This is a genomic window from Micromonospora sp. NPDC000663 (assembly GCF_042898105.1).
Lineage (GTDB): Bacteria > Actinomycetota > Actinomycetes > Mycobacteriales > Micromonosporaceae > Micromonospora.
This window is the reverse complement of the sequence record NZ_JBIAYR010000002.1, coordinates 61,608-85,073: the sequence shown is the minus strand read 5'-3', so window position 1 is coordinate 85,073 and position 23,466 is coordinate 61,608. Positions and strand designations below refer to the sequence as shown.

Below are 23,466 nucleotides of genomic sequence, written 5' to 3'. Positions count from 1 at the left end.
AGTTCCGGTCAGGAGAGACGGGCGCGCAGGGCGTCCGCCTCGGCGCGTTCACTGCGCTGCTCGGTCGCGTACGCCAGGCGTACCGCCTCGTCCGCGCAGGCGCGGGCCTCCTGCGGATGGTCGCAGGCCGCCAGCGCCTCGGCCAGCACACCTGCCGCGATCACCTGGCTGCGGACGTCCTCGGCCGGTGCGGTGACCGCCCGCCGCGCCCAGTCCAGCGCCTGCTCCCGCTGACCGTGCGCCAGCAGCGCCGACGCGTACCGGGCCATCGTCTGGCGGCGGGAGAAGAGCAGCGACGGGGCGCTCGCGGCGACTGTCGCCACCGGGGCGAGCAAACCGACCGCGGTCGCCGGATCACCGGCCGCCAACCGGGCGGTGGCCAGCAGCACCCGGGGCGCGACCTGCGCCGGCGCCTGCGGGTTGTGCGGCTCCACAGCGGTCAGCACCTCACGGGCCACCCGCTCGGCCGTCTCGCAGTCCCCCATGTCCAGGGCCACGAAGCCGCGTAGCGTCCCGGCCATCCCGGTGAGCAGCGGGTGCGACGTCAACTCGGCGTACGACAGGGCGTCGGTCAGCAGGTCCGCCGCGTGCTCCGGCTCGCCCAGCCCGCGCGCCACCACGGCACGGACCACCAGCGCGAAGCCACGCCCCCAGTCGTCGGACGCCGCGGCGAACTCGCGGTACGCCCGTCGTGCCTCCCGGTCCGCCTCGGCCAGCTCACCCAGCTCGGCCGTGGCGTACGCCGCCACCGCGCGCAGCGTGCCCACCGCCCACGCCTCGCCGACCCGCTCACCGAAGGGCAGGAAGACCTGCGCCAGCCGGCACGCCTCGCCCAACCGCCCGGCGAGCAGGCGGGCGAACGCGGTGGTGCCCCGCAGCCAGGCACGCCCGTACGGGTCCTTCAGCTCGGCGAAGAGCCGGGCCGCCCGGCCGAGCACCGCGTCGGTGCCGGCGAAGTCGCCCCGGGTGGTGGTCACCCAGGCCAGGTTCTGCAACGACCACGCCTGCCCTCGTCGGTCCTGCGCGCCGAGGCTCACCTGGTACGCGGCGGCCAACCGACTGCTCGCCTGACTCAACCGTCCGCCCACGAAGTCGGCCATGCCGAGCCGGCGCATCGCCGAGGCGCGCAGGGTGGGCAGGCCGCCGGCCGTGGCGACCTGCAACGCCTCCTGCCAGGCGGACACCGCCCGGCCCTGGTCGCCGAGGGTCTGCTGGGCCTGGCCGGCGAGCAGCAGAGCGCTTGCCCGTACCGCCTCGTCGCCCGTGTTCGCGGCGATCTTCTCGGCGAACGCGAGCGCGTCGACGACCCGGCCGATCTGGAGCAACGCCCGTGCGTGCACGACCCGGTCGGCGGCCGGCACCCCGTCGCGGGCCAGTTCGGCGGCGCGTTCCGCGTACTCCACCGCCATCGCCGGCTCCCCGGCGGACAGCGACCGGCGGGCGGCCCGACCGAGGGCGGCGACCCCGAGCGGGCCCACCGCCCGGGCCGGCGCGTCCGGACGCAGCTTCACCGCGTCGGCGAGCCGGGCGGCCCGCTCGACGTGCGTCGCCACGAAGTCGTCGCGCCCCTCCTCGGTGAACCCGCCCACCGTGCCGGCGGTGGCCCCGTCCACGGGTGCCGCCCACCGGGCCAGCGCGGCGTGCCGTTCGGCCAGTTCCGCCTTGCTCACCCCGGCGTACGCGGCCTCGCGCATCAGGGGCGTCGCAAACGCGTAGCCGGAACGCGTGCGGTGCAGCATCCGGCGTTGCAGCAGCTCCTCCACCGCCCTGTCGAGTTCCACGGCGACCACCGCCGAGGGCCGCCCGTCGCGGCCGGCGCGCTGCTCCCGCAGCGCCTCCAGCGCACCTGTCGGCACCGTGTCGCCGACGACCGCGGCGTCCCGCAGCACCGAACGGGCGTCCGGCGGCAGCGCGTCGATCCGGGCGGCCAGCACGGCGGCGAGGTCCCGGGAGAGCAGCCGGCTGCCCAACGAGCCCGGAACCAGCCGCCAGCCGGACGACCCCTGGTCCCGTGCGCCGGGGGCGGTGGTGAGCGCCCCGCGCTCGATGAGCAGCGTGACCAGCTCGGCCAGGTAGAACGCGTTGCCCTGGGCGGTGGCGAGCAGCCGGTCGGCGTCCGCCTGCGGCAGCTTGCCCCCACCGAGGTAGCTGGTGAGCAGGCGGGCCGCGTCGGCCCCGCGCAGTGGCGGCAGGGAGTGCACCTCGGCGTCCGCGACCCGGGTCAGCGCGCCTGCGGTACGCACCAGCTCGGGACGCCCCAGCAGGAGCACCAGCACCGGGCCGCTGAGGCGGGACAGGGTCAGCCCGAGGGCACGGATCGTCTCGGCCGTCGCGTCGTGCAGGTCGTCCACCACGATCACCAGTGGCGCCTCGGCGGCGAGCCCGCTGAGCAGGTCGGCGACCGCGTTCGGCACCGCCTCAGCGTCGGCGGTCAACGCTGCCGCGCCGCCCCACTCACCGTTGTCGGTGCCCGTGTGCGCGGGCAGTTCGGCGTAGCCGAGAAGGGCGAGCAACTGCTCCGTGGCGATCGGTGGCACCTCGCCGCCGGCGCGGGTGAGTCGCTGGCCGAGCCGGCGCAGTCGCTCCTCCACAGCGGGTCGGGTCAGCGCGGTGGCCGCGTCGCTGGGCAGACCGACGGCGGCGCGGACCAGGTCGGCGAGCGGGGCGAGACGGCGGCGCTCGCCGAAGGCGGCGCAACGCACCGACAGCACCCGGGCGCCGGTGTGCGCGGCGTACCGGCCGGCGCCCACGTCGTACCCGGCGGCGAGGCGCTCCACCTCGGCCGCGAACCGGGACTTGCCGATACCCGCCTCGGCCGTCATCAGCAGCACCCGCGGGTCGCCCTGGTCGATCACCTCGGCGAGCCGGCCGGCCACCCGACCGATCTCGGTCTCCCGGCCGACGTAGGGCGCCTCGTCGCCGAGCCCCGAGCGGGTGCCCGGCGCGTCCAGCAGACCCAGCAGCTCGTACGCCTCGACCGGCTCCCGCTTGCCCTTCAGGCGCAGCGGGCGCAATGCCCGCCAGGACGCGACGTGCCGGGTGGCGGCGGCGGTCCGCCCGCCCGCGTAGACCGCGCCGACGGCTGCGGCGTCGGCCAGCCGGGCGGCGGTGTTCACCGTGTCGCCGATGACCGTGTACTCGATCGCGGCCTGGATGCCCGCGATGACGTCGCCGGTGTTGAGCCCCACCCGGAGTCCCAGCGGCGCGCCGCCGCCGCGCTCGTCGTCGAGCACCCGACGGACCGCCCGCTGCATGGACAGGGCGGCGCGGACCGCGCGTTCGGCGTCGTCCTCGTGCGCCACGGGGGCGCCGAACACCGCCATGATCCCGTCGCCGGTCAGCTTGTCGACGTGCCCGCCGAAGGTCTTCACGGCACCCGCGAGGGCCGCGAGCACCCGGTCGGTGACCGCGCCGACGCGTTCCGGGTCGAGATCCTCCGACCAGGAGGTGAACTCGGAGAGGTCACCGAAGAGCACGGTGACCACCCGGCGCTCGGTCGCCGGCAACGTCGCGGCGGCCGGCAGCGCGGCACCGCAGTTGTGGCAGAACCGCGCGCCGGGGACGGCGACAGTTCCGCACACCGGGCAGGTCACATGTGCTCCAACCCACTGACCCCCGGCGCGGATTCCCCGGTGGCGACGCCCAGATACTCCAGTTGGGCACGGACCGACCATTCGGCAGCCCACCACAGCGAGCGGTCCACGTCCGCGTAGACGACCGCGACCACCTCGGCGGGGGTACGGGCGCCGGCGTCGACAGCCGCCCGGACCTGGTCGAGCCGGGCCCGCCGGTGGGCCAGGTAGAAGTCGGCGGCGGCGGCGCAGTCGGCCAGCGCCGGGCCGTGGCCCGGCAGCGCCGGGATCCCGGTGTACGCGGACAGCAGCTCCAGGCTGCTCAGGTAGTCGCCGAGGTGCCCGTCCGGGTGGGCGACGACTGTGGTGCCCCGGCCGAGAATGGTGTCGCCGGTGAGGACCACCCGTTCGCCGTCGTGCTCGACGAGGAAGCAGGCCGAGTCGGCGGTGTGCCCGGGGGTGCTCAGCAGGCGGATGTCGAGGCCGTAGCCGCCCAGGTGCTCGCCGTCCTCGGTCAGCGGCTCGCCGCCGATGGTGTGCGCCGGGTCGACGGCGAGGACGTGCGCTCCGCCGAGCAGGTCACTCAACCGGGCGGAGCCCGCGGTGTGGTCGGGGTGGCCGTGGGTGATCAGGACCAGCCCGATCGGGCCGTGCTCGGCGATCCGGGTCAGGTGCCCCTCGTCGGCGGGCCCCGGGTCGACCACCACCGCGTACTCCGCCGCCGGGGCGCGCAGCACCCAGGTGTTGGTGCCGTCGAGGGTCATCGGGCCGGGGTTCGGCGCGCGCAGCAGAGAAACCCAGCGGGGCAACTCGTCGGCAAGCGCCGCCACCGCCCCCGTCACGTGCCCGCTCATGGCTGCGATCGTACGACCCCGGTCACCCGGCCCCGCGATCTTGCACTTGCTGCTGCTGATTCATGCCCCTTCAGGGCATTCGTCGGGGCAGAAAGTGCAAGATCGCGGCTGTGGTGCGGTGGGTCAGGCGACCTCGACGATCAGTTCGATCTCGACGGGGGCGTCCAGGGGGAGCTCGGCGACGCCTACCGCGCTTCTCGCGTGGCGGCCGGCCTCACCGAAGACGGTGCCGAAAAGGTCAGAGGCGCCGTTGATCACGGCAGGCTGTCCGGTGAAGCCGGGCGCGGAGGCCACGAAACCGGTCACCTTCACCACCTTGACCACTGTCTCCAGACCAACCAGCGAGTCGACCGCCGCCAGGGCGTTGAGCGCGCAGCGCTGGGCCAGGTCCTTCGCCTGCTCCGCGGAGATCCCCGCGCCGACCTTGCCGGTGGCCAGCAGCTTGCCCTCGGCGATCGGCAACTGCCCGGAGACGTACACGTGCTGGCCGGACTGCACGGCCGGCACGTAGCTGGCCACCGGCGGAACCACGTCGGGCAGTTCGAGACCCAGCTCGGCGAGCTTCGCGTGCGGACCGTTGCTCATGCCTTGGGCCGCTTCAGGTACGCCACCAGCTGGTCCGGGTTCGGGCCGGGGACCACGGCGACGAGCTCCCACCCGTCCTCGCCCCAGTTGTCGAGGATCTGCTTGGTCGCGTGGACCAGCAGCGGGACCGTGGAGTATTCCCACTTCTGCATCGCTGAAGGGCTCCCTCTCGGTGCGGAATTGTTCGAGGCACAGCCTACGGTCCGCTGGCCGAGCGAGGCGCGGGACGCTGCTCCGGCGTGGTCGGCAGCTCGCCGCACGGCCCCTCGTGCTCGTACCCCTGCGGGCACCGGGAGCGGTCGGGCAGCAGCAGGTCGCAGAAGACCCGGTGCCTGTTGTTCTGGTCGTCGGCGTTCGACACGGTGGTCTCGCCGGCGTCCAGCTCCGGAAGGAATCCCAGGGACACCGCGACCCGGCCGGCCAACGCGGTGGCCGCCGCCAGGTCGGGCACCCGGATCGGCAGGTGGATGACGAAGCCCGGCTCGTCGTCGTCCCGGACCCGTTCTGCGGGACGGTTGGACGCTCGGACCACCGCCGGCGGCTCCGGAACCCGGCGGTACGACCGCTCGTTGACCGGCGGGTTGCCGAGCGGCCCGCCGGTCGCCTCGCCCACGGCAGCCGTCCGGCGGAGCCGATCGTTCGTCGGAAACTGGGTGCGAGGGATGTTGTCCGCGTCGCGCATGCACTGCCTCCGGTAGTACCAGTCGGATCATGCTTCCGGCCCGGACGATCCGCCCGTTCCGCCCCCCGCACCGGGACGAAGGTAGGTCCGCGGCAGCAGTCCCGCCAACAGGACGCGCACGATCAGTCACCTAAAGTCACATATATGACACCTTGGGGTTACTAATCCCGACTGCGGCAGATTCCACCTCGTCGTCGGCCGAACCGGTGGCGCGAACAGCACGATAGGGGCGACACCCGGCCCGCGGTTGACCGCTACCCTTCCGGTCGGACGGTCGCGCCGCGCCCGGCCGACCGCTCGATCACGCTCGACGCCCCCGCCGGCGGCGGGCGCCGCACCCCCGGGGGAAAGACATGACCCAGCCACCCAGCGGCGACCAGGCCGGCACGCCCGCCCTCCCGCCGACCGGCCCGGATCCCGCCGGCCAGCCCGGCACCCCGGCCGTTCCCGGCCAGGCGACTCCGACTGCTCCCGGCCAGGCCACTCCCACCGCACGACCCGCCGAATCGTCCCCCACCGGTCAGTCCGGCCAGCTCGCCCTGCCCGCCGCGCCTGCCGTCTCCGCGCCGACCTTCCCCGGTCAGGCTGCCGCCGCCACCGGCCCGGGCGGTCCCGGCACGGCCGAGCCGCCGGCGGGGCCGGGCGGCCCGACCACCTCGGACATCCCGCCACCCCCACTTGGTTACCCGCCCTACCAGGGCGCCCCCGTGCCGCCGAAGAAGAAGCGCGGCCTGCTGATCGCGGCGATCGCACTCGTCGTGATCATGGTGCTCTGCGTGGGCGGCGGCGTGGTGGCGTTCCTGACCCTGCGCAACGCCGAGAGCGGCGAGGGCGCCAAGGAGCCGGCAGTCGCAGTCGACGAGTTCCTCACCGCGATCTACAAGGACCGCGACGCGTCCAAGGCGGCCAGCCACGTGTGCGCCGCCTCCCGTGACGACAAGAAGATCGCCGCGAAGGTCGCGGAGGTGCAGAAGTACGCCTCCGAGTACAAGAGCCCCCGTTTCCGCTGGACCACCCCGAAGGTGGACAACAAGACGGGTGACCGCGCCACCGTCTCCACCCGGGTCACCATGACCACCGCCGACGAGAAGGTGGCCGACCAGGACCTGCGCTTCACTGTGGTGCAGAAGACGGGTTGGTGGGTCTGCGAGGTGGCGTGACCGGCAAGCCTGGATAGGCTCGACGGGTGCGTGCAGCTGAGCGGCCGACCGACCCGGCCGGTACCGGATGGTCGGCGCGTCTCCACGTGGTGACCGGCAAGGGTGGCACCGGCAAGACAAGCGTGGCGGCGGCGCTGGCCCTGGCGCTGGCCGCCGGTGGCCGGCGCACCCTGCTGGTGGAGGTCGAGGGTCGCCAGGGCATCGCCCAGCTCTTCGGCATCGACCCGCTGCCGTACGAGGAGCGACACCTCGCGGACGCCCCGGACGGCGGTGAGGTGCGCGCGCTCGCGGTGGACGCCGAGGAGGCGCTGCTCGAATACCTCGACATGTTCTACAAGCTGGGCGCTGCCGGCCGGGCGCTACGCAAGCTCGGCGCCATCGACTTCGCCACCACCATCGCCCCGGGGCTTCGCGACGTCCTGCTCACCGGCAAGGTGAAGGAGGCCACCACCCGCACCTCGGGTCAGCGTCGGGCGTACGACGCGGTGGTGCTTGACGCTCCTCCGACCGGGCGGATCGGCCGTTTCCTGAACGTCACCGCCGAGACGGCCCGGCTGGCCAAGGTCGGCCCGATCAAGACCCAGAGCGAGGGGGTCGCCGCGTTGCTGCGTTCCCCGATGACGGCGGTGCACGTGGTCACGCTGCTGGAGGAGATGCCGGTGCAGGAGACGGTGGACGCCGTCGCCGACCTGACGTCGCTCGGCTTCGGCATCGGCAACGTGATCGTCAACGCGACCCGTCCTCCGCTTCCCGCCGGCCGGGCCGTCACCGCCGCGGAGCTGAAGCGGGGGCTTGTCGCCGCCGGGCTGCCTGCCGACCGGGAGATCGTGGCCGGCCTGCACGACGAGGCCCGGGACCAGGTCATCCGTCGGGAGCTTGAGGATTCGCTCCGCGCCGACCTGGTGGAGTTGGGGCTGCCGATGTTCGAGCTTCCGTTGCTGCCCGACGGAGTGGACCGGGCTGGCCTCGAGACGCTGTCCCGTGCCCTCGTCAGGGCGGATTGACTCACACCTGAGGTCGGCACGGGCGCACGGACCCACGCGGCCCGATACGCTCGATTGGTGCCTTCCGAAGACGCGGCGCCGCAGCTGGACGTCGACCAGATCCTCGCCGACCCCGGCGTGCGGATCATCGTGTGCTGCGGTGCCGGCGGGGTGGGAAAGACCACCACGGCCGCCGCGCTGGCGCTGCGGGCCGCCGAGCAGCACGGCCGCCGCACGGTGGTGCTCACCATCGACCCGGCCCGCCGCCTTGCCCAGTCGCTTGGCCTGACCGAGCTGGACAACACGCCTCGCCAGGTCAAGGGGATCGACGTCGAGGCCAGCGGCGGTGAGCTGCACGCCATGATGCTCGACATGAAGCGCACCTTCGACGACGTGGTGCTCCAGCACACCGATCCGGCGAAGGCCGCGGAGATCTTCGCGAACCCGTTCTACCAGGCCATGAGTTCCACCTTCTCCGGCACGCAGGAATACATGGCGATGGAGAAGCTGGGCCAGCTGCACGCCCGCGGCGAGTGGGACCTGATCGTGGTGGACACTCCGCCGTCTCGCTCGGCACTTGACTTCCTGGACGCGCCGGCCCGACTGTCCCGCTTCCTGGACGGCCGGATGCTGCGCCTGCTGCTGGCACCGGCGCGCACCGGTGGTCGGAGCATGTTCAGCCTGGTCACGGCCTCGTTCGGGATGTTCTCGAAGGTGGTGCAGAAGGTGCTCGGCGCGCAACTGCTCACCGACCTGTCCGGGTTCGTGGCCGCACTGGATTCGATGTTCGGCGGTTTCCGGCAGCGGGCCGAGCAGACGTACCGCATCCTCCAGGCACGGGAGACGGCCTTCGTGCTTGTCGCGGCCCCGGAGCCGGACGCGGTCCGGGAGGCCGCGTACTTCGCCGGCCGGCTGCGGGAGGAGAAGATGCCGCTGGCCGGCCTGGTGCTCAACCGGGTGCACCGCCCGGCGGTGCCGGAGCTGGACGCCGAGCAGAGTCGGGCGGCCGCCGAGCGGCTGACCGAGCTGGGTGGGCACGAGGCCACCGCCGACGTGCTGCGGGCGCACGCCGCGTTGGCCCGCCAGGCGGTACGCGAGCAGCAGGTCGCCGCGCGGTTCACCGAGGCGTTCCCGGCCGTGCCGGCGGTCTCGGTGACGGCGCAGCCCGCCGACGTTCACGACGTCGACGGGCTGCGGACGATCGGCGCGGCGATCAGCCGGCCCTGATCCGCGTCAGTTGGCCGCGCTGACCAGGATCTTGTCCTTGCCAGCCTTGTCCTTGCTGTTCTTCTTCATCGCGGCCTCGAACATCTTGCGCCAGCTCGTCACCTGCGGGTGGCGGCGCAGCAGCGCCCGGCGTTCGCGTTCGGTCATCCCACCCCACACACCGAACTCGATCCGGTTGTCCAGCGCGTCGGCCAGGCACTCGTACCGAACTGGGCAGCTCCGGCAGATCCGTTTCGCCACGTTCTGTTCGGCGCCCTGTACGAACAACGCGTCCGGGTCCCCGTTCTGACACGCCGCCAGCGACGGCCAGTCAGTGATCATGCCCATGTGTACACGTCCCCCCTTGCAGTACCTACCGACCTCGTCGATGCACGTCAGCCGGCAATTCCCCCCGATCGCCCGGCCTGCCTTCCCCAAGGCGGCGCGGACGACATGTGGCGCTGTTGCCGCCCCCATCATGCTCTGTAGTCGACCGATTACGCAACGTTGTCGACGAAATCCATCATTCCGGACACTCCCGGCTTCCCGGGCTCTTGACCGCCGCTTACCCCGCCGAGGTCGACGAAAACGCTGCGCCGCCTCCACCAATCGGTGGAGACTCGCGGCAGGTCACACGCAACCGCGCACCGGGGGTCGTGCGTTTAGCACAACGAGGGCAGCGCGCGCAGGAAATGGGGAAAGAACGCCCCAGCGCCCCTCGTTCCCTACTCGCGTACCCTGTCGAGGTGACCTGGATGCGGAAACGTGACCACAATGTGCTGACCAACGCCGCATCGCTAGCCGTGTGTGGCCTACTGGCCGGCGTGGTGGTCGCTGCGGCGGCCTTCCCCGCGGTGGCGATGTCCGGCTTGGCCGCGAAGGCCGGCGCCGAGACCTTCGGCGCACTGCCCACGGAGTTGACTGTGGCCCGCGCGCCACAGATCAGCTACATGCTGGCCTCGGACGGCAAGACACCGCTCGCGACGATGTACGACGAGAACCGGCGGGACGTCAAACTCGCCGACATCTCGCCGGCCATGCAGAAGGCCATCATCGCGGCCGAGGACCATGACTTCTACAAGCACAACGGCGTCGACATCAACGGTGTCGCCCGTGCGTTCGTCAACAACCAGAGCGAGGGCTCCGGCCGGCAGGGCGCCTCGACGCTGACCATGCAGTACGTCCGGCTGGCCATCGCGTACTCGGCCACCCACCCGGCCGACGTGGTCGCGGCGACCGAGGACACCAGCGCCCGCAAGCTGCGCGAGATGCGGCTGGCCCTGCAGGTCGACAAGGAGTTCTCCAAGGACGAGATCCTCACCCGCTACCTCAACCTCGCCTCGTTCGGCAACGGCGCGTACGGCATCTACGCCGCGAGCCAGGTCTACTTCGGCAAGCCGCCGAGCAAGCTCAAGATCGAGGAAGCGGCGCTGCTGGCCGGCATGGTGAAGGCGCCCACCACGAACGACCCGACCACCAAGGCCGGCTACCCGCTCGCCCTGGACCGTCGCAACTACGTCATCCAGAACATGCTCGACATCAAGGCCATCACCCAGCAGGAGGCCGACGCGGCCAAGGCGACCAAGCTGGTCGTGAAGGACAAGCGCACGCCGAACGGCTGCGTCGCCGCGAACGTGAACGAGTGGGGCTTCTTCTGCGACTACTTCTACCGCTGGTGGATGCAGCAGGAGACGTTCGGCTCGACCACGTACGACCGGGAGCGGCGGCTCAAGAGCGGCGGCTACACCATCGTGACGTCGCTCGACGTGCAGGCGCAGAAGGGCGCCGACAAGGCGGTCCGCAAGGCCAAGAGCATCAACAGCAAGGAAGCCGCCATGGTCGCGGTCGTCGAGCCCGGCACCGGCCGGGTGCGGGCGCTCGCCGTGAACCGGCAATTCAAGCTGGACGACCCGAAGAACCCGAAGAACAAGCTGTCCAGCGATCCGGCGAAGAGCAAGAAGGGCATCCGGGGCAACTACCCGGCGACCGTCAACCCGCTGCTCACCGGCGGCGACGGCATCACCGGCTACCAGGCCGGCTCGACCTTCAAGCTCTTCACCATCGTCGCGGCGGCCGAGAAGGGCATTGCGCTCAGCAATCAGTTCAACGCGCCGCAGCAGTTCAAGTCGGAATACATCATCGACAGCAGCAGCCCGGCCGCCTGCAAGGGCACCCACTTCTACTGTCCGACCAACTCCGGCCTGAAGGCCGGCGGCATGCAGAACATGTGGACCGCGTTCGCGCAGTCGGTCAACACCTACTTCGTCCCGCTCCAGCAGCAGGTCGGCGCGGAGAACGTGGTGGACGTCGCCAAGCGGGCCGGCATCCAGTTCCGGGCCAGCAACGACGCGAAGTTCGCCGCCACCAAGGAGGCGGCGCACCAGTGGGGCGCCTTCACCCTGGGCGTCTCCTCGACCACGCCACTGGACCTCGCCAACGCGTACGCGACCTTCGCGGCGGACGGCAAGTACTGCGAGCCGATCCCGGTGCAGGAGATCCGCGACCCGGACGGCAAGAAGCTGGACATCGCCAACCCGCGCTGCGAGAAGCGGTTCAGCACCGAGGTCGCCCGCGCCGCCGTGGACGCCGCCCGCTGCCCCGTCGGCGACAACTCCAAGACCAGCAAGTGCGGCAGCAGCCGTACCGCAGGCGTGGTGAAGGGCATCGTCGACGCGCCGGTGGCCGGCAAGTCCGGCACCACCGACTCGGAGAAGACCGCCGCCCTGGTCGCGATGACCAAGCAGTACGCGGTGGCCGGCATCATGGCCGACCCGGACTGGCCGCAGACGAACGTCAAGATGAAGCACGCGGAGAAGGACGGCATCAACCCTCCGGTGTACGAGACGCTGCGCGACGCCATGAAGGGCAAGCCGCGCATCAACTTCGAGCCTCCGGGCCAGAAGATCTCCGAAGGTGACCAGCGCAGCATCCCCGACGTGAAGTGCGTGTCCGTGGATCAGGCGAAGTCGCGCATCAAGGGCGCCGGTTTCGAGCCGGTCGTCTCCGAGGCGAAGGTCCCGTCCTCCTGCCCGGTCGGCACCGCGGCCGGCACCAGCCCCGACGGACGCACCATCAAGGGCGGCATCGTCACCATCCAGGTCAGCAGCGGTGGCGGCGCCACCCCGCCCGACAACAAGCCGAACCAGCCGAACATCCCTGGTCGCCCCGGCGGCGGCGGCCGCCCCGGCGGCTGAGCCGACAGGCAACACACGCGAACGGGCGGGCACCCCCTCTACTGGGTGCCCGCCCGTTCGTCTGTCCGGACTACCGCTGCTCGCGGGTCAGAGGCCGAGCTGTCGGCGTACCTCGGCAGCCACCCGACCACCCTCGGCCTGGCCGGCCACCGCGGCCTGGGCCGCCTTCATGGCCGGGCCCATCTGGGCCTTGCCGATGAAGCCACCCGCGGCGAGCGCCCCCGAGACCAGCTCGGTCAGCTCGGCGTCGGAGAGCTGCTTGGGCAGGTAGCGGTCCAGCACCTCACCCTCCGCGGTCTCCTTGGCGGCCTGCTCCGAGCGGCCGGCGTCGGCGAAGGCGGTGGCCGCCTCCCGACGCTTCTTGGCCTCCTTGGTCAGCACCGCGAGCACCTCGTCATCGGTGAGCTCGCGCTTGGCCTTGCCGGCGACCTCGGCATTGCCGACGGCGGCCAGGGCCATCCGCAGCGTGGAGGTGGTCAGCTCGTCGCGCGCCTTGAGCGCGGAACGCATGTCGGCGGTGAGGCGGTCCTTCAGCGTGCTCATGGACGGTCAAACTACCCTGAACGCCATGCGAAAGCGCACACTATTCCGGCTCGCCGCCGGAACCGCCGCCGTCGGAGCAACCACCCTCGCGTACGCGTCGCTCATCGAGCGCAACATGTTCACCCTGCGGAGGTACGACGTACCGGTGCTGCCGGCCGACGCGGAGCCGCTGCGCGTACTGCACCTGTCGGACCTGCACATGATGCCCGACCAGGCGCGCAAGCAGAGGTGGGTGGCATCGCTCGCCGCCCTCGACCCGGACCTGGTGGTCGTCACCGGAGACAACATGGCGCACCCCGACGCGGTGCCGGGCGTGCTGCGGGCGCTGCAACCGCTGCTCGACTACCCGGGCGCGTTCGTGTTCGGCTCGAACGACTACACCGGGCCGGTGCTGAAGAACCCGTTCACCTACTTCCTGCCCGACCGGGAGTACACCGAGGGCGTCGACCTGCCCTACGAGGAACTGCGCCAGGTGTTCACCGGCGCCGGATGGGCGGACCTCAACAACGCCCGGACCATACTGAAGGCCGGCGGACGGCAGCTCGACCTGGTCGGCGTCGACGACCCCCACATCGACCGGGACGACTACCCCGCCGTGTCGGGCGCGGTCTCCTCCTCGGCAGACCTGTCCATCGCGCTGACGCACTCCCCCGAGCCACGGGTGCTCGACCAGATGGCCGCCGACGGCTTCGGACTGCTGCTGGCCGGACACACCCACGGCGGTCAGGTCTGCGTACCCGGGTACGGGGCGCTGGTGACCAACTGCGGGTTGCCCCGCTCGATGGCACGCGGCCTGCACAGGTGGCCCCTGTCGGACTCCTGGCTGCACGTCTCCGCCGGCCTCGGCACCCACCCGACCGCGCCGATCCGCTTCGCCTGCCCTCCCGAAGCCTCCATCCTCACCCTCATCCCCCGCTGACCCGACCCCCGCACAAGCCTCCTGGCGGCCCGGTCGAGCGGCGGGGGTACCGAGTTTGACCCTCGGGGCGGGTGGGCTACTATTTGTCGGCACGCCTCGGGGTGTGGCGCAGCTTGGTAGCGCGCTTCGTTCGGGACGAAGAGGTCGTCGGTTCGAATCCGGCCACCCCGACCAGAGGTAAGTACAGGTCAAGGCCCCTCCACCGAGGGGTCTTGATTCGTTTCTAGGGCTTACCGCTCCTCCTGAGGCAGCGAGAAGGCAGCGAACGACGCGAGCACCCTGCGATCCCGGTCACGCGTCGAGTGCGTGTAGCGGTCCAAGGTCGTCGACGTTTGCTCGTGCCCCATCACCTTCGCCACGTCGTTGATCGGAACGCCGTCGGACACGAGCCAGGTCGCGTACGAGTGCCGCAGATCGTGGAACCGGAGCCCGAACGGCAGCCCTGCTCGTTGCAGCGAGGGCTTCCAGATTCGCGCTCGGAAGGTGCCACGCTTCAGTGGTTCACCGGTCCGGGCGACGAAGATCAGACCCTCGGCGCCGGCTTCGAAGGACTGCCGGTGGTCGGTCAGCGCCTGGACGACGAACGGAGGCAGCGGCACGGTCCGCCGGCCAGGTCGACAGCGTCCCAGCGGAGTCCCGCGCACTCGCCCCAGCGCAGTCCGGTGCCGGCGGCGACGGCGACCAGGGCGCGATACCGCTCCGGGACGACGGGGAGAAGCCGGTCGTACAGATCCGCGCGGGAGATGACCAACTCGTCGGTGTCCATGCGCCGCCGCGGTGGAAGCCGCACGCCCTCGCAGGGATTGAAGGGCCGGCCAGCTGGGGCGCGCTGCCGGGTAGCGGCGCGCCCAAGAGGCTAGGCCAGCTGGCGGGGGCGCGTGGCGGTGACCGTTGCGGTGCCGCTACCGGACAGGCCGGAGATCAGGTGCGCCTGGTAGGTGCCGTTCGGCAGCACGGCCCAGAGGTCCGGGGTGCCGTCGGCGTTGATGTCGGCAGCCTGCAGCGTGCTGATCGTGACGCCGGTGTTCCAGTTCGCCGCCACCTGGTACTGGGTGTGGTTCAGCGTGCCGGTGCCGTCACCGTTGTCGACCATGGTGACTCCGGTCCACAGGTACAGATCACCGGTGCTGGCGTTGCGCAGGAAGAGCGCAATCCCTGAGGCGGTTTCGGTGCTGGCGAGGCTCCAGTTCTGCCAGTCGGTCCCGCCAGTCGGTGTGGGGTTGGTCAGCCCGGTGACGCCGAAGTAGAGGCCTGGCGCCCAGTAGTTGGGGTGATAGCCGAGCCGGTATCCATTAGTGGCGTCACCGGCGATGCCGAGCAGATCCGGGAGGCCGGTGTCGACGCCGTCAGCCTGGAACGCGTTCACCAGCACCAGCGGGATGTTGTCGTTGGCGTCGACGAGGTAGTCGCGGCTGATGCTTGCCGTGTTGCTGTTGACCGGGTCGAGCATCGAGCCGTCGCCGGCGCCCTTGATGAAGGCGGCGTCGCCAGCGAAGACCCCGCTCGGGTAGTAGACTAGGAGGCTCTCCTCGGTACCGCCGAAAAATCGGCCGGTGGTGGCCTGCCCGCCGTCGAACTCCGTCGGCAGCCAGGTGCCGCCGAAGCCGTTGCCGCGCAGGCCCACGTTGGTGGCCGGAGTTTGCACCCCGCCGGTGCCTACGCCAGTCTTGTGGGACCTAACGCCGAGTGCTGACCAGACGCCGGAGCCGAGGCCGGTTCCCGGACCACCGGAAGCAACCAGGTCCGGCACCCCGTCGCCGTTGAGGTCCTTGTCGACCGGGCCGGTAGTGGCGGTGGGCCGGGGCTTCACTGCGGCCTGAGCTGGCAGGGCCGGGGCGAGCCCGGTCAGCGCGAGCACCACGGGCGCGGTCCAGGCGAGCAGGCGGCGAGAGCTGAAGGAATTCGTCAAGGGTTCCCCCGTGCTGTAAGTGATTTGCCGCTCGTGACGGTACTGGACGAGGGCAACTGCCACGGCCCCCGCTTCGTCCGGGCCTCGGGGTCCCATGCAGCACCCGGTTGTACAGCCATCCGTGGAGCCAAGCCGGCCGACGCGGTTCGAGGCCGACGGCGGACGACATCATGAGCAGGCCAGCGGCATCGTGGGGCTGTGAGGCAGCGAGAAAGCAGCGGAACGGCCGGTAGGAGCTGACGCAGCGGATCGCCGGTTGGCGCATCCAGCACGATCATCGACACTCCCTGACAGCCGATGACACTAGGAGATGAGCCGTACCCGCGTTCGGGGACGAAGAGGTCGTCGGTTCGAATCCGGCCACCCCGACCAGAGGTAAGAGGGCACATCCACTCGGTGGATGTGCCCTCTTCTGGTTGTCAGTCCTGCGTTTCGGTGCGTTCGATCTCGGCGAATGCAGCGCTCAGGTAGCCGTCGAGCGGCCGGCCCGTCACCGCCAGCAGGTCCGCCACGAGCAGTGGGCCATGGCGGGCAAGCGCCGCCGGATCGGGTGGAGAGTCGTCCTCACCCGGGTCGTACACGCCGAGCGCTCCGGCTAGCAGGACCAGCACGACATGCGGGTCGACGTCCGGTCGCCACGGAGCCGCCGCGCGGACGCACCGCTGGAGCACCTGCCGTACGTCGTCGCCGTCCAGCCCGTCCGGATGGGTCGCCTCCAGCAGCAACCGCACCACCGAACCCAGCACCAGGCCGGAACGCTCGGCCGTGGCGAGCCGGCCGGTGGCCACGTCGTACGCCTCGTTGTCCTGGATCTTCGCGGCCTGCACCGCGTCGGAGGCGGCGCCGGCGACCTCGCGGGCGGATGCGGGCAGGTGTCGCCAGGTCACGCTCACCCGGCCAGCATGACAGAGCACACCGACAGCCGCCGCCTCGGTAAACGGTTCGCGCGGTGTCACACCTGACGAACAGAATGCCGGTCATGTTGCGTCGCGCCCTACCCCGCCGCCCGGAAGCTCGCCGGCTCCTCGTCGGCACCCTGCTGTCGGCGATCGGGCGTGGCCTCACCCTGCCGTTCCTGTTCATCTACCTCACCGACGTACGCGGTCTCACCGACACACGGGCCGGCCTGGCGATCGGTTGGTACGGCGCGGTCACGCTGGTCCTGTCGCCGCTGGGCGGGACGCTGATCGACCGGTTCGGGGCGCGACGGGTGGTGCTGCCGTGCCTGCTGATCGAGGCGGTGGGCACCGGCTCGCTGGCCCTCGTCGACTCCAGCGCCTCCGCGTTCGCGGTGATGACGGTGATCGCCGTGGGCAGCTCGGCGATCTGGTCCGGGCAGAACACGATTCTCGCCTCGCTTACCGACGACGGCGAGCGGCAACGCGTCTTCGGGCTGAACTTCGCGCTGCTCAACCTCGGTATCGGGATCGGCGGCATGACGTCCGGCGCGATCGTCGACACGGCCCGGCCGGTCACCTTCCAGGCGGTCTACCTGCTGGACGCGGTGAGCTACCTGATGCCGGCGCTGATCCTGCTCACCCTGCCGGGTGTCGGGCACCGGCTCGGCGCCGGCCGGGCCGCTGGCCAGCCGTCGCCGGGCGGCTACCTGACAGTGCTCCGGGACCGTCCGTTCCGCCGACTGGTGATCTTCGGCCTGATCCTCACCACCTGCGGGTACGCCCAGATCGAGGTGGGCTTCGCCGCGTACGCCGTGCGGGTCGTCGAGGTGAGCCCCCGGGTGGTGGCCTGGGCGCTCGCGGCGAACACCGTGACCATCGTGCTCGCCCAGCTCCTGGTTCTGCGCCGGATCGAGGGCCGCAGCCGCACCGCCGCACTGGCCCTGGTCGGTACGGTGTTCGCCGCCGCCTGGCTGGTCCTCGGCGCCGGCGGCCTGATCAGCACCGAGAGCGCTGTGCTCGCCGCCCTGTGTGTGGTGGCCTGCTCGGCGATCTTTGGTTTCGGCGAGACGATGCTGTCGCCGATGATGCCGGCGCTCACCAACGCGCTGGCCACCGACGAGCTGCGCGGACGGTACAACGCGATGAGTTCGATGATCTTCGGGATCAGCGGCGTGATCGGCCCGGTCACCGCCGGCCCCCTCCTCGCCGCCGCCGACGGCCGGGTCTGGGTGGCGACAGTGGTCGGTGGATGCCTGGTGGCCTCGCTTGTCGCGCTCTCCCTACGCCGGCTGCTCACCCCCGCCCAGGACGGCCGGGTGACGGCCGAGCCGACCTCCCCCGAGCCGACCCCCGCCACCGCCTGACCCGCACCCCACACCGCACACGCCGCAGCCCGCACGCCGCACCCCGGCCCCGCACACGCCGCAGCCCGCACCCCGGAGGCCGCACTGCACACGCCGCACCCCGCAGGCCGCACCCCGCACTCCCCAGGTCGCACGCCGCACGCCGCACCAAGATCCGCGCAACTTCGCAGATGTTGCTGCCTCCGACGCGCGGGTGGGAGCAATATCCCCGATGCTGCGCGGATCTTGCTCGCGGATCTTGCTCGCGGATCTCGCCAGCGCCGCAAGATCGCGCTCGATCCTGGATCGAGTGGCACCCTCGCCGCCGGAGGCCACTACTTCCATGTTCGAGCGCGACCATGCGGTCGACGCGGCCGCGCGGGCGCGGCGGGCTCGGCGGGCGCGGCGGGGCGCGGCCGGGCGGGGCGGACGAGCGGGGCGGGGCACGCGAGCGAGCGCAACGGGACAGACACTCAAGCGCGGCGGGCGGGGCGAGCGGGGCACGCGGGCGAAGAGGGCGTCGGGCAGGGGGCAGGGGACGGGTCGGGCCCCGGAGCGGGGTGCTCCGGGGCCCGAGTGTCGCGGGGTCGTCCGTCAGGCGGCGGGGACCTCGGCGGTGGTGCGGATCCGGTCCAGCGCCGGTGCGGGGACCGGGGACTGGGCGGTCAGGTAGGCCACGAAGGCGTCCAGGTCGATCTGGCCGGTGACCTGGTTCGTGCCGCCGGTGAGGGCGCTGAAGCCGTCGCCGCCGCCGGCCAGGAAGTTGTTCACCGTCACCCGGTAGGTGGCGGCGGTGTCGACGGCGGTGCCGCCGATGGTGAGGCTGCCCCGGACCACGCGGGTGCCGGCGCACGGGTCCGTCGCGGGAGCGGTGGCGCCGTTCAGGTCGACCACATAGCCCACGGTCGAGGACGGGTACAGAACCTTGCCGGTCACGAACTGCTGCTCCAGTACGCAGTAGAGCTGCGCGCCGGTCAGGTCCAACGTCACCAGGTTGTTGGCGAACGGCTGCACGGTGAACGCCTCCCCGTAGGTGACCGGGCCGGCGTCCAGGCCGGCGCGGACTCCGCCCGGGTTCATGAGGGCGGCGACCGCGCCCTGCTCGTCGTCGGTGGCGGCGAGCTGCGCGTCGGCGATCACGTTGCCCAGTGGCGACTCACCGCACGAGGCCGGCACCTGCACCGAGCAGGTGCCGAGCAGGTTCTCCTGCGTTGTCACCAGAGCGGTGCTGGTAACGCCGACCTGGCGGTCGGCGACCGGGCCGAGAACGGTCTTGTACCGCTCGATCAGCGTGGTCTGCTTCCGGTCCGGGGCGACGTCCCGGGTGACCACGACGTTGTTGGCGGACGCGGAGAGCACGTCACCGCTCCGACGGTCGATCTTGAGGTCGATGTCGGTGACGAGGCGGCCGAACGAGCTGGCGCTGGTGACCAGCTTGCCGTTGATGTCGCAGTTGTACGCCTGGTGGGTGTGGCCACTGACCACCACGTCGATGGACGGGTCCATCCGGTTGGCGATGTCCACGATGGGGCCGGTCATGCCGACGCAGTCGTTGATGCCACCGGTCGCGGCCTGGGCGCCACCCTCGTGCAGCAGGACGACGATCGTCTCCACGCCCTTGCGGCGCAGCTCGCGGGCGTACCGGTTGGCGGTGTCCGCCTCGTCGGTGAAGGTGAGGCCGGCGACGCCCTGCTGGCTGACGATCTGCGGGGTGCCCTCAAGGGTCATCCCGATGAAGCCGACCTTGACGCCCTGTACCTTGTGGATCGCGTACGGAGCCATCAGCGGCTTGCCGGTGGCGGTCTTGAAGGCGTTGGCGGAGAGGTACTGGAAGCCGGCGCCGCGGTACGGCGTGCCGTCGGCGCAGCCGTCGACCGGGTGGCAGCCACCGTTCTGGATGCGCAGCAGCTCGGCTGCACCCTCGTCGAACTCGTGGTTACCGACGCTGGCGTAGTCCAGCCCGGCCATGCTCAGCGCCTCGATGGTCGGCTCGTCGTGGAACGCGGCGGAGAGCAGCGGGGACGCGCCGATCAGGTCACCGGCGGCGACGGTGATGGTGTTCTTCTTCTTGGCGGCGGCGCGCAGCTCGGCCAGGTGCGTCGCCAGGTATTCGACACCGCCCGCGGCCTGCCCGGCGATGCTGCCGCTGGAGCCGGTGGGCGGTTCGAGGTTGCCGTGGAAGTCGTTCAGCGCAAGCAGGGTGACGTCGACCGGCTTCGGCCGTGCGTCGGCCTGCTCGGGGGTGGTGGCGACCGCGCCGAGCGCGGCCACCGCGAGTGCGGTCAGGCCGGCGGCGGCCCGACGCATCCCGGAACTGGACATGGAACTCCTCGTGAGAATCGGCGTACGCGGTGGCCGGCCGGTGGGTCGACCGGGCCGCCGACCGACGCCGTCGAAAAGGGTCGATCGCGGTTGGCGACGTTGGGACCGTCGCCGTCCCGGCCAGCCTCTCATCCGGACGCCCACCCGTCGAGCGGGGCACCATCAGAGCTGCGAATACGCACGATTGTCGAGCCGGGTCCGGAAAGGACCGGACGGTCATCGTTCAGCCGGCGGCGAGCACCTCGACGACCAGGTCCGTGACGTCGTCAGGTGACCAGCCATCGACGATCCCGGGCCGGGCCGACAGGTAGTCGGCGATCCGCTCCGCCGGCCAGCCGTGCGACTCGTGCAGCCCGCGGGCGATCATGCCGAGGTAGATCGACGCCGGGGGACGGCACCGCACGGCGGACGCCGGCCCGGGGGCCGTGAAGGTGAGCATCGGGACACCACCGTGGCTGCCCGGGCAGACCAGCGTCTCGTACCGACCGGGGCCCAGCGTGGCCCGCCCGGCGGCGACGGCCGCGTCGATCGCCGCCTCGGTGGCCGGGACGAGGTCGCCGGTGCCACCCGCCGGGCGGTACATCTCCTGGGCCGCGATGTCGGTGAACTGCTCGACGGTGACCAGGTAGGCGCGGGCCGCGGCCAGGCCCGGGAGCTGTGGGTCGTAGAAGGCCATCCCGCCGGTCCAGGCACGGGACTCGCCGGCGAAGTAGATCCCGCCCGGCAGGGACACCGGCACCGACCGGCTGGGCGGGCGGGGGTCCCGGCAGCCGGGGTACGTCCGCCGCCCGCCGGGCGGACATCCGCCGCCGATGTACCAGGCCAGACGGGCGGCGTGCATGTTGGAGCCGTACGCGACGTACCAGACCAGCCGTTCCTCGACCGCCTCCACGTGCGCCGCCGTCAGAAGCCGCAGGTCTGGCCGGCGGAGTGGCTGACCTGCACGGTGTGCGTCACGCACCCGCCCGACTCGACCAGGTGCAGCAGGAAGGAGGTGGGCTCGGCGACCCAGCCGATCTGTTCGTCGGCGGCCATGGTGAGGGTGCTCTGCCTCCAGGTGCTGGGGGCCACGGTGAGCACAGTGCCGGCGTACCCGGTGGTGACCGGGCGGTGCAGGTGCCCGGCGGCGACCCGCACGACGTGCCGGTGCCGGCCGATCACCTCGGCGAGCGCGGCGCCGTCGGCGAGCCGGATCGCGTCGGCCGCCGGGATGCCGGCCGCGACCGGCGGGTGGTGCAGGCAGACCACGGCGGGCACCTCGGGCCGCCCGGAGAGGACGCCGTCGAGCCAGCCGAGCTGCTCCTCGCCGAGCTGGCCGCCGTCGCCGCCGGGGATCAGCGAGTCGAGGACCACTATGGTCACCGCCTCATGGTCGACGTGGTAGTAGGCGGAGAAGCCGCCGCCCAGCCAGGGCGTGCCGCCGAACGCGTCGAGCAGGGACTCCCGGTCGTCGTGGTTGCCGGCGACCAGGTACACCGGGAGGGGAAAGCGGCCGATCAGCTCGCGCAGCGCCGCGTACTCGTCGGGGCGACCGTGGTCGACCAGGTCGCCGGTGATGACCACGCAGTCCGGTCGGGGTCGCAGCGCCAGCACGCGGCCGAGCGCGCCGTGCAGCCCGGCGGCCGGGGCGGCGGCGAGCAGGCCGGTCGTCAGATGCGGGTCACTGAGCTGGGCGATGAGCATGGGTTCGCCTCCTCCGCGCCGGGAGTTCCACGCTATCGCCGGAGCGCGTCGCGTGGCGTCCCGAGCCCACAGGCTCCGTCCACAGCCTGTGGATAGCACATGTGTACGAAGGTCGGTCCCTCTCCACGGAAGTACGCTTGATCGCGTCGGCCCCTCCCCTACCTGGAACGACGTGCGAGTGGATCATCAGCAAGTTGTCCGCGACGTCACCGTCCGTCTGCCGATGGCGTCGACCACGCCGGAAGCCTGTCGGTGGACCGTCACCGCGCTGTCCCGCCACACCTCGGCGACGATCTCAGTGCTGCTCGAGGTCCAGGACCGGCTGCGCTGCATCGCGGCGACCGGGGCGTGGCAGGTGTTCGCAACCGTGCCGGCCCGCACCGGCATCGTCGGCCGCGTGTACGCAACAGGCGTCACGGCGGTCGTCCCCGACGTCACCGTCGACCCGGACTACCTCCCGGTACGACCCGACGTGACCACCGAGCTGTGCGTACCGGTCACCGACCCGGACGGCCGGACCATCGGCGTACTCGACCTCCAGTGGACCGGCCCGGTCGACCTGAGCCCGTGGCGGGAGATCGCGCAGCGGTTGGCCGCCCGGCTCGGCGCGCGGATCACCGCCCTCGGCGGCCCGCCGGCGGAGAGCCGCAGTGAGAAGCTGCTCCGGCACGCCGCCGCGCTCTCCTCCGCGCCCACCGAGGGTGACGTGCTGGGCGTGGCCACCTGCGCCGCCCGGGAGGTCTCCACCCTCTCCACGGCGGTGCTGCTGATCGCCGACGCGGGCGAGGTCCGGATCGGGCCGGCGCCGCTGGATCCGAACGGGTTGGAGACCCGGATCCGGGCGGAGCTGACCGGGGCGGAACCCGCAGCGCTCGCCCGGATGATCGAGCGGGCGCACCGGTACGGCGCCGGCTACACCCTCGGTGAGGCGGGGCACCCGCCGACTGAGGACTACCAGCCGCTGACCCGGGCCGGGGTACGCACACTTGTCGCCGTCCCGGTCGGGCCACCCGACGCCGGCGGGGTGCTGCTGGTCGCCGACGAACAGTCCCTGCGCCCGGACCCGACAACCGTCAGCCTCATGGAGCTGCTGGCCGGGCAGGCCTGGACGACCCTGGACCGGCTGCGCACCCTCGCTCGCCTGCGGGAACAGGCCAGCTCGGACCCGTTGACCGGGCTGCGGCACACCGGCCCGTTCGGGCAGCGGATCGCGGCGGCCACCCCGGGGCGTACGGCTCTGCTGGCGATCGACGTGGACGGCTTCAAGACGGTGAACGACACGTACGGCCACCAGGCCGGCGACCAGGTGCTGGTGGGGTTGGCCCGGGCCCTGGAGGGTGCGCTGCGGCACGGCGACGAGCTGTACCGGATCGGTGGGGACGAGTTCGTCGCGGTGATCGAGGTGAGCCGCCCGGAGGAGGCGGTCCGGATCGCGGAGCGGCTGACCGAGGCGGCCCGGCGCGTCGGCCGCACCATCAGCGTGGGTGTCGCGCTGCCCCGTCCGGGCGAGTCACCCGATCGCACACTCCGCAGAGCGGACCAGGCCCTCTACGCGGTGAAGCGCCAGGGCAGGGACGGCGTGCAGCTGTCCGCCGCCTGACCCGACCCTCGG

General features: G+C 71.9%; 21 protein-coding genes and 1 tRNA gene. 8 read left to right on the top strand and 14 right to left on the bottom strand.

Annotated features, from left to right (window positions below; translation table 11 throughout):
* Positions 1-8 precede the first annotated feature (8 nt).
* The 5 genes from ACFY1S_RS09005 to ACFY1S_RS08985 all read right to left on the bottom strand — a co-directional run bounded on the left by ACFY1S_RS09005 (position 9) and on the right by ACFY1S_RS08985 (position 5,693).
* Positions 9-3,593, bottom strand: coding sequence for an adenylate/guanylate cyclase domain-containing protein (locus ACFY1S_RS09005; protein WP_387114591.1), 3,585 nt, complete (start codon positions 3,591-3,593; stop codon positions 9-11).
* Positions 3,590-4,426: an MBL fold metallo-hydrolase gene (locus ACFY1S_RS09000; protein WP_387114588.1), complete on the bottom strand. Its 837-nt coding sequence runs from the start codon at positions 4,424-4,426 to the stop codon at positions 3,590-3,592. The genes ACFY1S_RS09005 and ACFY1S_RS09000 overlap by 4 nt, the downstream gene beginning before the upstream one ends.
* A 123-nt stretch (positions 4,427-4,549) precedes the next feature.
* On the bottom strand, positions 4,550-5,011 hold the full coding sequence (locus ACFY1S_RS08995) for a RidA family protein (RefSeq protein ID WP_364372334.1): 462 nt from the start codon (positions 5,009-5,011) through the stop codon (positions 4,550-4,552).
* A complete protein-coding gene (locus ACFY1S_RS08990; RefSeq protein ID WP_007466198.1) occupies positions 5,008-5,163 on the bottom strand; it encodes a DUF4177 domain-containing protein in 156 nt (51 codons plus the stop codon). Before ACFY1S_RS08990 ends, ACFY1S_RS08995 begins: the two co-directional genes overlap by 4 nt.
* Before the next feature lie 44 nt (positions 5,164-5,207).
* Positions 5,208-5,693 (bottom strand): hypothetical protein, encoded by a 486-nt coding sequence (locus tag ACFY1S_RS08985; protein WP_387114585.1) that lies wholly within the window; start codon positions 5,691-5,693, stop codon positions 5,208-5,210.
* Between the two features lie 539 nt (positions 5,694-6,232).
* Here ACFY1S_RS08985 and ACFY1S_RS08980 point away from each other — a divergent pair.
* The 3 genes from ACFY1S_RS08980 to ACFY1S_RS08970 are packed head-to-tail and all read left to right on the top strand — an operon-like array spanning position 6,233 to position 9,063.
* Positions 6,233-6,853, top strand: a complete 621-nt coding sequence (locus tag ACFY1S_RS08980) for a hypothetical protein (RefSeq protein WP_387115967.1) — start codon at positions 6,233-6,235, stop codon at positions 6,851-6,853.
* Positions 6,854-6,879: 26 nt separating this feature from the next.
* On the top strand, positions 6,880-7,857 hold the full coding sequence (locus ACFY1S_RS08975; protein ID WP_387114582.1) for an ArsA-related P-loop ATPase: 978 nt from the start codon (positions 6,880-6,882) through the stop codon (positions 7,855-7,857).
* Positions 7,858-7,914: 57 nt separating this feature from the next.
* Positions 7,915-9,063, top strand: coding sequence for an ArsA-related P-loop ATPase (locus ACFY1S_RS08970; RefSeq protein ID WP_364372325.1), 1,149 nt, complete (start codon positions 7,915-7,917; stop codon positions 9,061-9,063).
* Positions 9,064-9,069: 6 nt separating this feature from the next.
* Here the strand turns inward: ACFY1S_RS08970 and ACFY1S_RS08965 are convergent, their stop codons facing one another.
* On the bottom strand, positions 9,070-9,390 hold the full coding sequence (locus tag ACFY1S_RS08965; protein WP_030328078.1) for a WhiB family transcriptional regulator: 321 nt from the start codon (positions 9,388-9,390) through the stop codon (positions 9,070-9,072).
* A gap of 407 nt (positions 9,391-9,797) precedes the next feature.
* Here ACFY1S_RS08965 and ACFY1S_RS08960 point away from each other — a divergent pair, with 407 nt between their 5' ends.
* Positions 9,798-12,236, top strand: a complete 2,439-nt coding sequence (locus tag ACFY1S_RS08960) for a penicillin-binding protein (RefSeq protein ID WP_387114578.1) — start codon at positions 9,798-9,800, stop codon at positions 12,234-12,236.
* 87 nt (positions 12,237-12,323) lie between these two features.
* Here the strand turns inward: ACFY1S_RS08960 and ACFY1S_RS08955 are convergent, their stop codons facing one another.
* The gene (locus ACFY1S_RS08955) at positions 12,324-12,779 is read right to left on the bottom strand and encodes a GatB/YqeY domain-containing protein (RefSeq protein ID WP_387114575.1); all 456 of its coding nucleotides are present in this window, start codon (positions 12,777-12,779) and stop codon (positions 12,324-12,326) included.
* Positions 12,780-12,804: 25 nt separating this feature from the next.
* On the opposite strand from ACFY1S_RS08955, the gene ACFY1S_RS08950 reads away from it, so the two are divergent.
* Together ACFY1S_RS08950 and ACFY1S_RS08945 are read left to right on the top strand one after the other, a co-directional pair.
* Entirely contained in the window at positions 12,805-13,698 is an 894-nt protein-coding gene (locus ACFY1S_RS08950; protein WP_387114572.1) for a metallophosphoesterase, read from the top strand.
* Positions 13,699-13,795: 97 nt separating this feature from the next.
* Positions 13,796-13,872: transfer RNA gene (locus ACFY1S_RS08945), tRNA-Pro, on the top strand.
* A gap of 56 nt (positions 13,873-13,928) precedes the next feature.
* Here the strand turns inward: ACFY1S_RS08945 and ACFY1S_RS08940 are convergent.
* The 4 genes from ACFY1S_RS08940 to ACFY1S_RS08925 form a co-directional block, all read right to left on the bottom strand.
* Positions 13,929-14,297 (bottom strand): tyrosine-type recombinase/integrase, encoded by a 369-nt coding sequence (locus tag ACFY1S_RS08940; protein WP_387114569.1) that lies wholly within the window; start codon positions 14,295-14,297, stop codon positions 13,929-13,931.
* Positions 14,264-14,464: a hypothetical protein gene (locus ACFY1S_RS08935; RefSeq protein ID WP_387114566.1), complete on the bottom strand. Its 201-nt coding sequence runs from the start codon at positions 14,462-14,464 to the stop codon at positions 14,264-14,266. The genes ACFY1S_RS08940 and ACFY1S_RS08935 overlap by 34 nt, the downstream gene beginning before the upstream one ends.
* A 90-nt stretch (positions 14,465-14,554) precedes the next feature.
* On the bottom strand, positions 14,555-15,607 hold the full coding sequence (locus ACFY1S_RS08930; RefSeq protein ID WP_387114563.1) for a hypothetical protein: 1,053 nt from the start codon (positions 15,605-15,607) through the stop codon (positions 14,555-14,557).
* Between the two features lie 419 nt (positions 15,608-16,026).
* On the bottom strand, positions 16,027-16,500 hold the full coding sequence (locus ACFY1S_RS08925) for a hypothetical protein (protein ID WP_387114560.1): 474 nt from the start codon (positions 16,498-16,500) through the stop codon (positions 16,027-16,029).
* 86 nt (positions 16,501-16,586) lie between these two features.
* Between ACFY1S_RS08925 and ACFY1S_RS08920 the strand changes: the two genes are divergently transcribed.
* A complete protein-coding gene (locus ACFY1S_RS08920) occupies positions 16,587-17,870 on the top strand; it encodes an MFS transporter (RefSeq protein WP_387114557.1) in 1,284 nt (427 codons plus the stop codon).
* A gap of 573 nt (positions 17,871-18,443) precedes the next feature.
* Here the strand turns inward: ACFY1S_RS08920 and ACFY1S_RS08915 are convergent.
* From ACFY1S_RS08915 to ACFY1S_RS08905, 3 genes are all read right to left on the bottom strand, one after another.
* Complete coding sequence (locus tag ACFY1S_RS08915) at positions 18,444-20,171, bottom strand: bifunctional metallophosphatase/5'-nucleotidase (protein ID WP_387114554.1); 1,728 nt, start codon at positions 20,169-20,171, stop codon at positions 18,444-18,446.
* Between the two features lie 223 nt (positions 20,172-20,394).
* Entirely contained in the window at positions 20,395-21,063 is a 669-nt protein-coding gene (locus tag ACFY1S_RS08910) for a histone deacetylase (RefSeq protein ID WP_387114551.1), read from the bottom strand.
* Positions 21,064-21,074: 11 nt separating this feature from the next.
* The gene (locus tag ACFY1S_RS08905; RefSeq protein WP_387114548.1) at positions 21,075-21,854 is read right to left on the bottom strand and encodes a phosphodiesterase; all 780 of its coding nucleotides are present in this window, start codon (positions 21,852-21,854) and stop codon (positions 21,075-21,077) included.
* 178 nt (positions 21,855-22,032) lie between these two features.
* Between ACFY1S_RS08905 and ACFY1S_RS08900 the strand changes: the two genes are divergently transcribed.
* The gene (locus tag ACFY1S_RS08900; RefSeq protein ID WP_387114545.1) at positions 22,033-23,454 is read left to right on the top strand and encodes a diguanylate cyclase; all 1,422 of its coding nucleotides are present in this window, start codon (positions 22,033-22,035) and stop codon (positions 23,452-23,454) included.
* Positions 23,455-23,466: the final 12 nt, after the last annotated feature.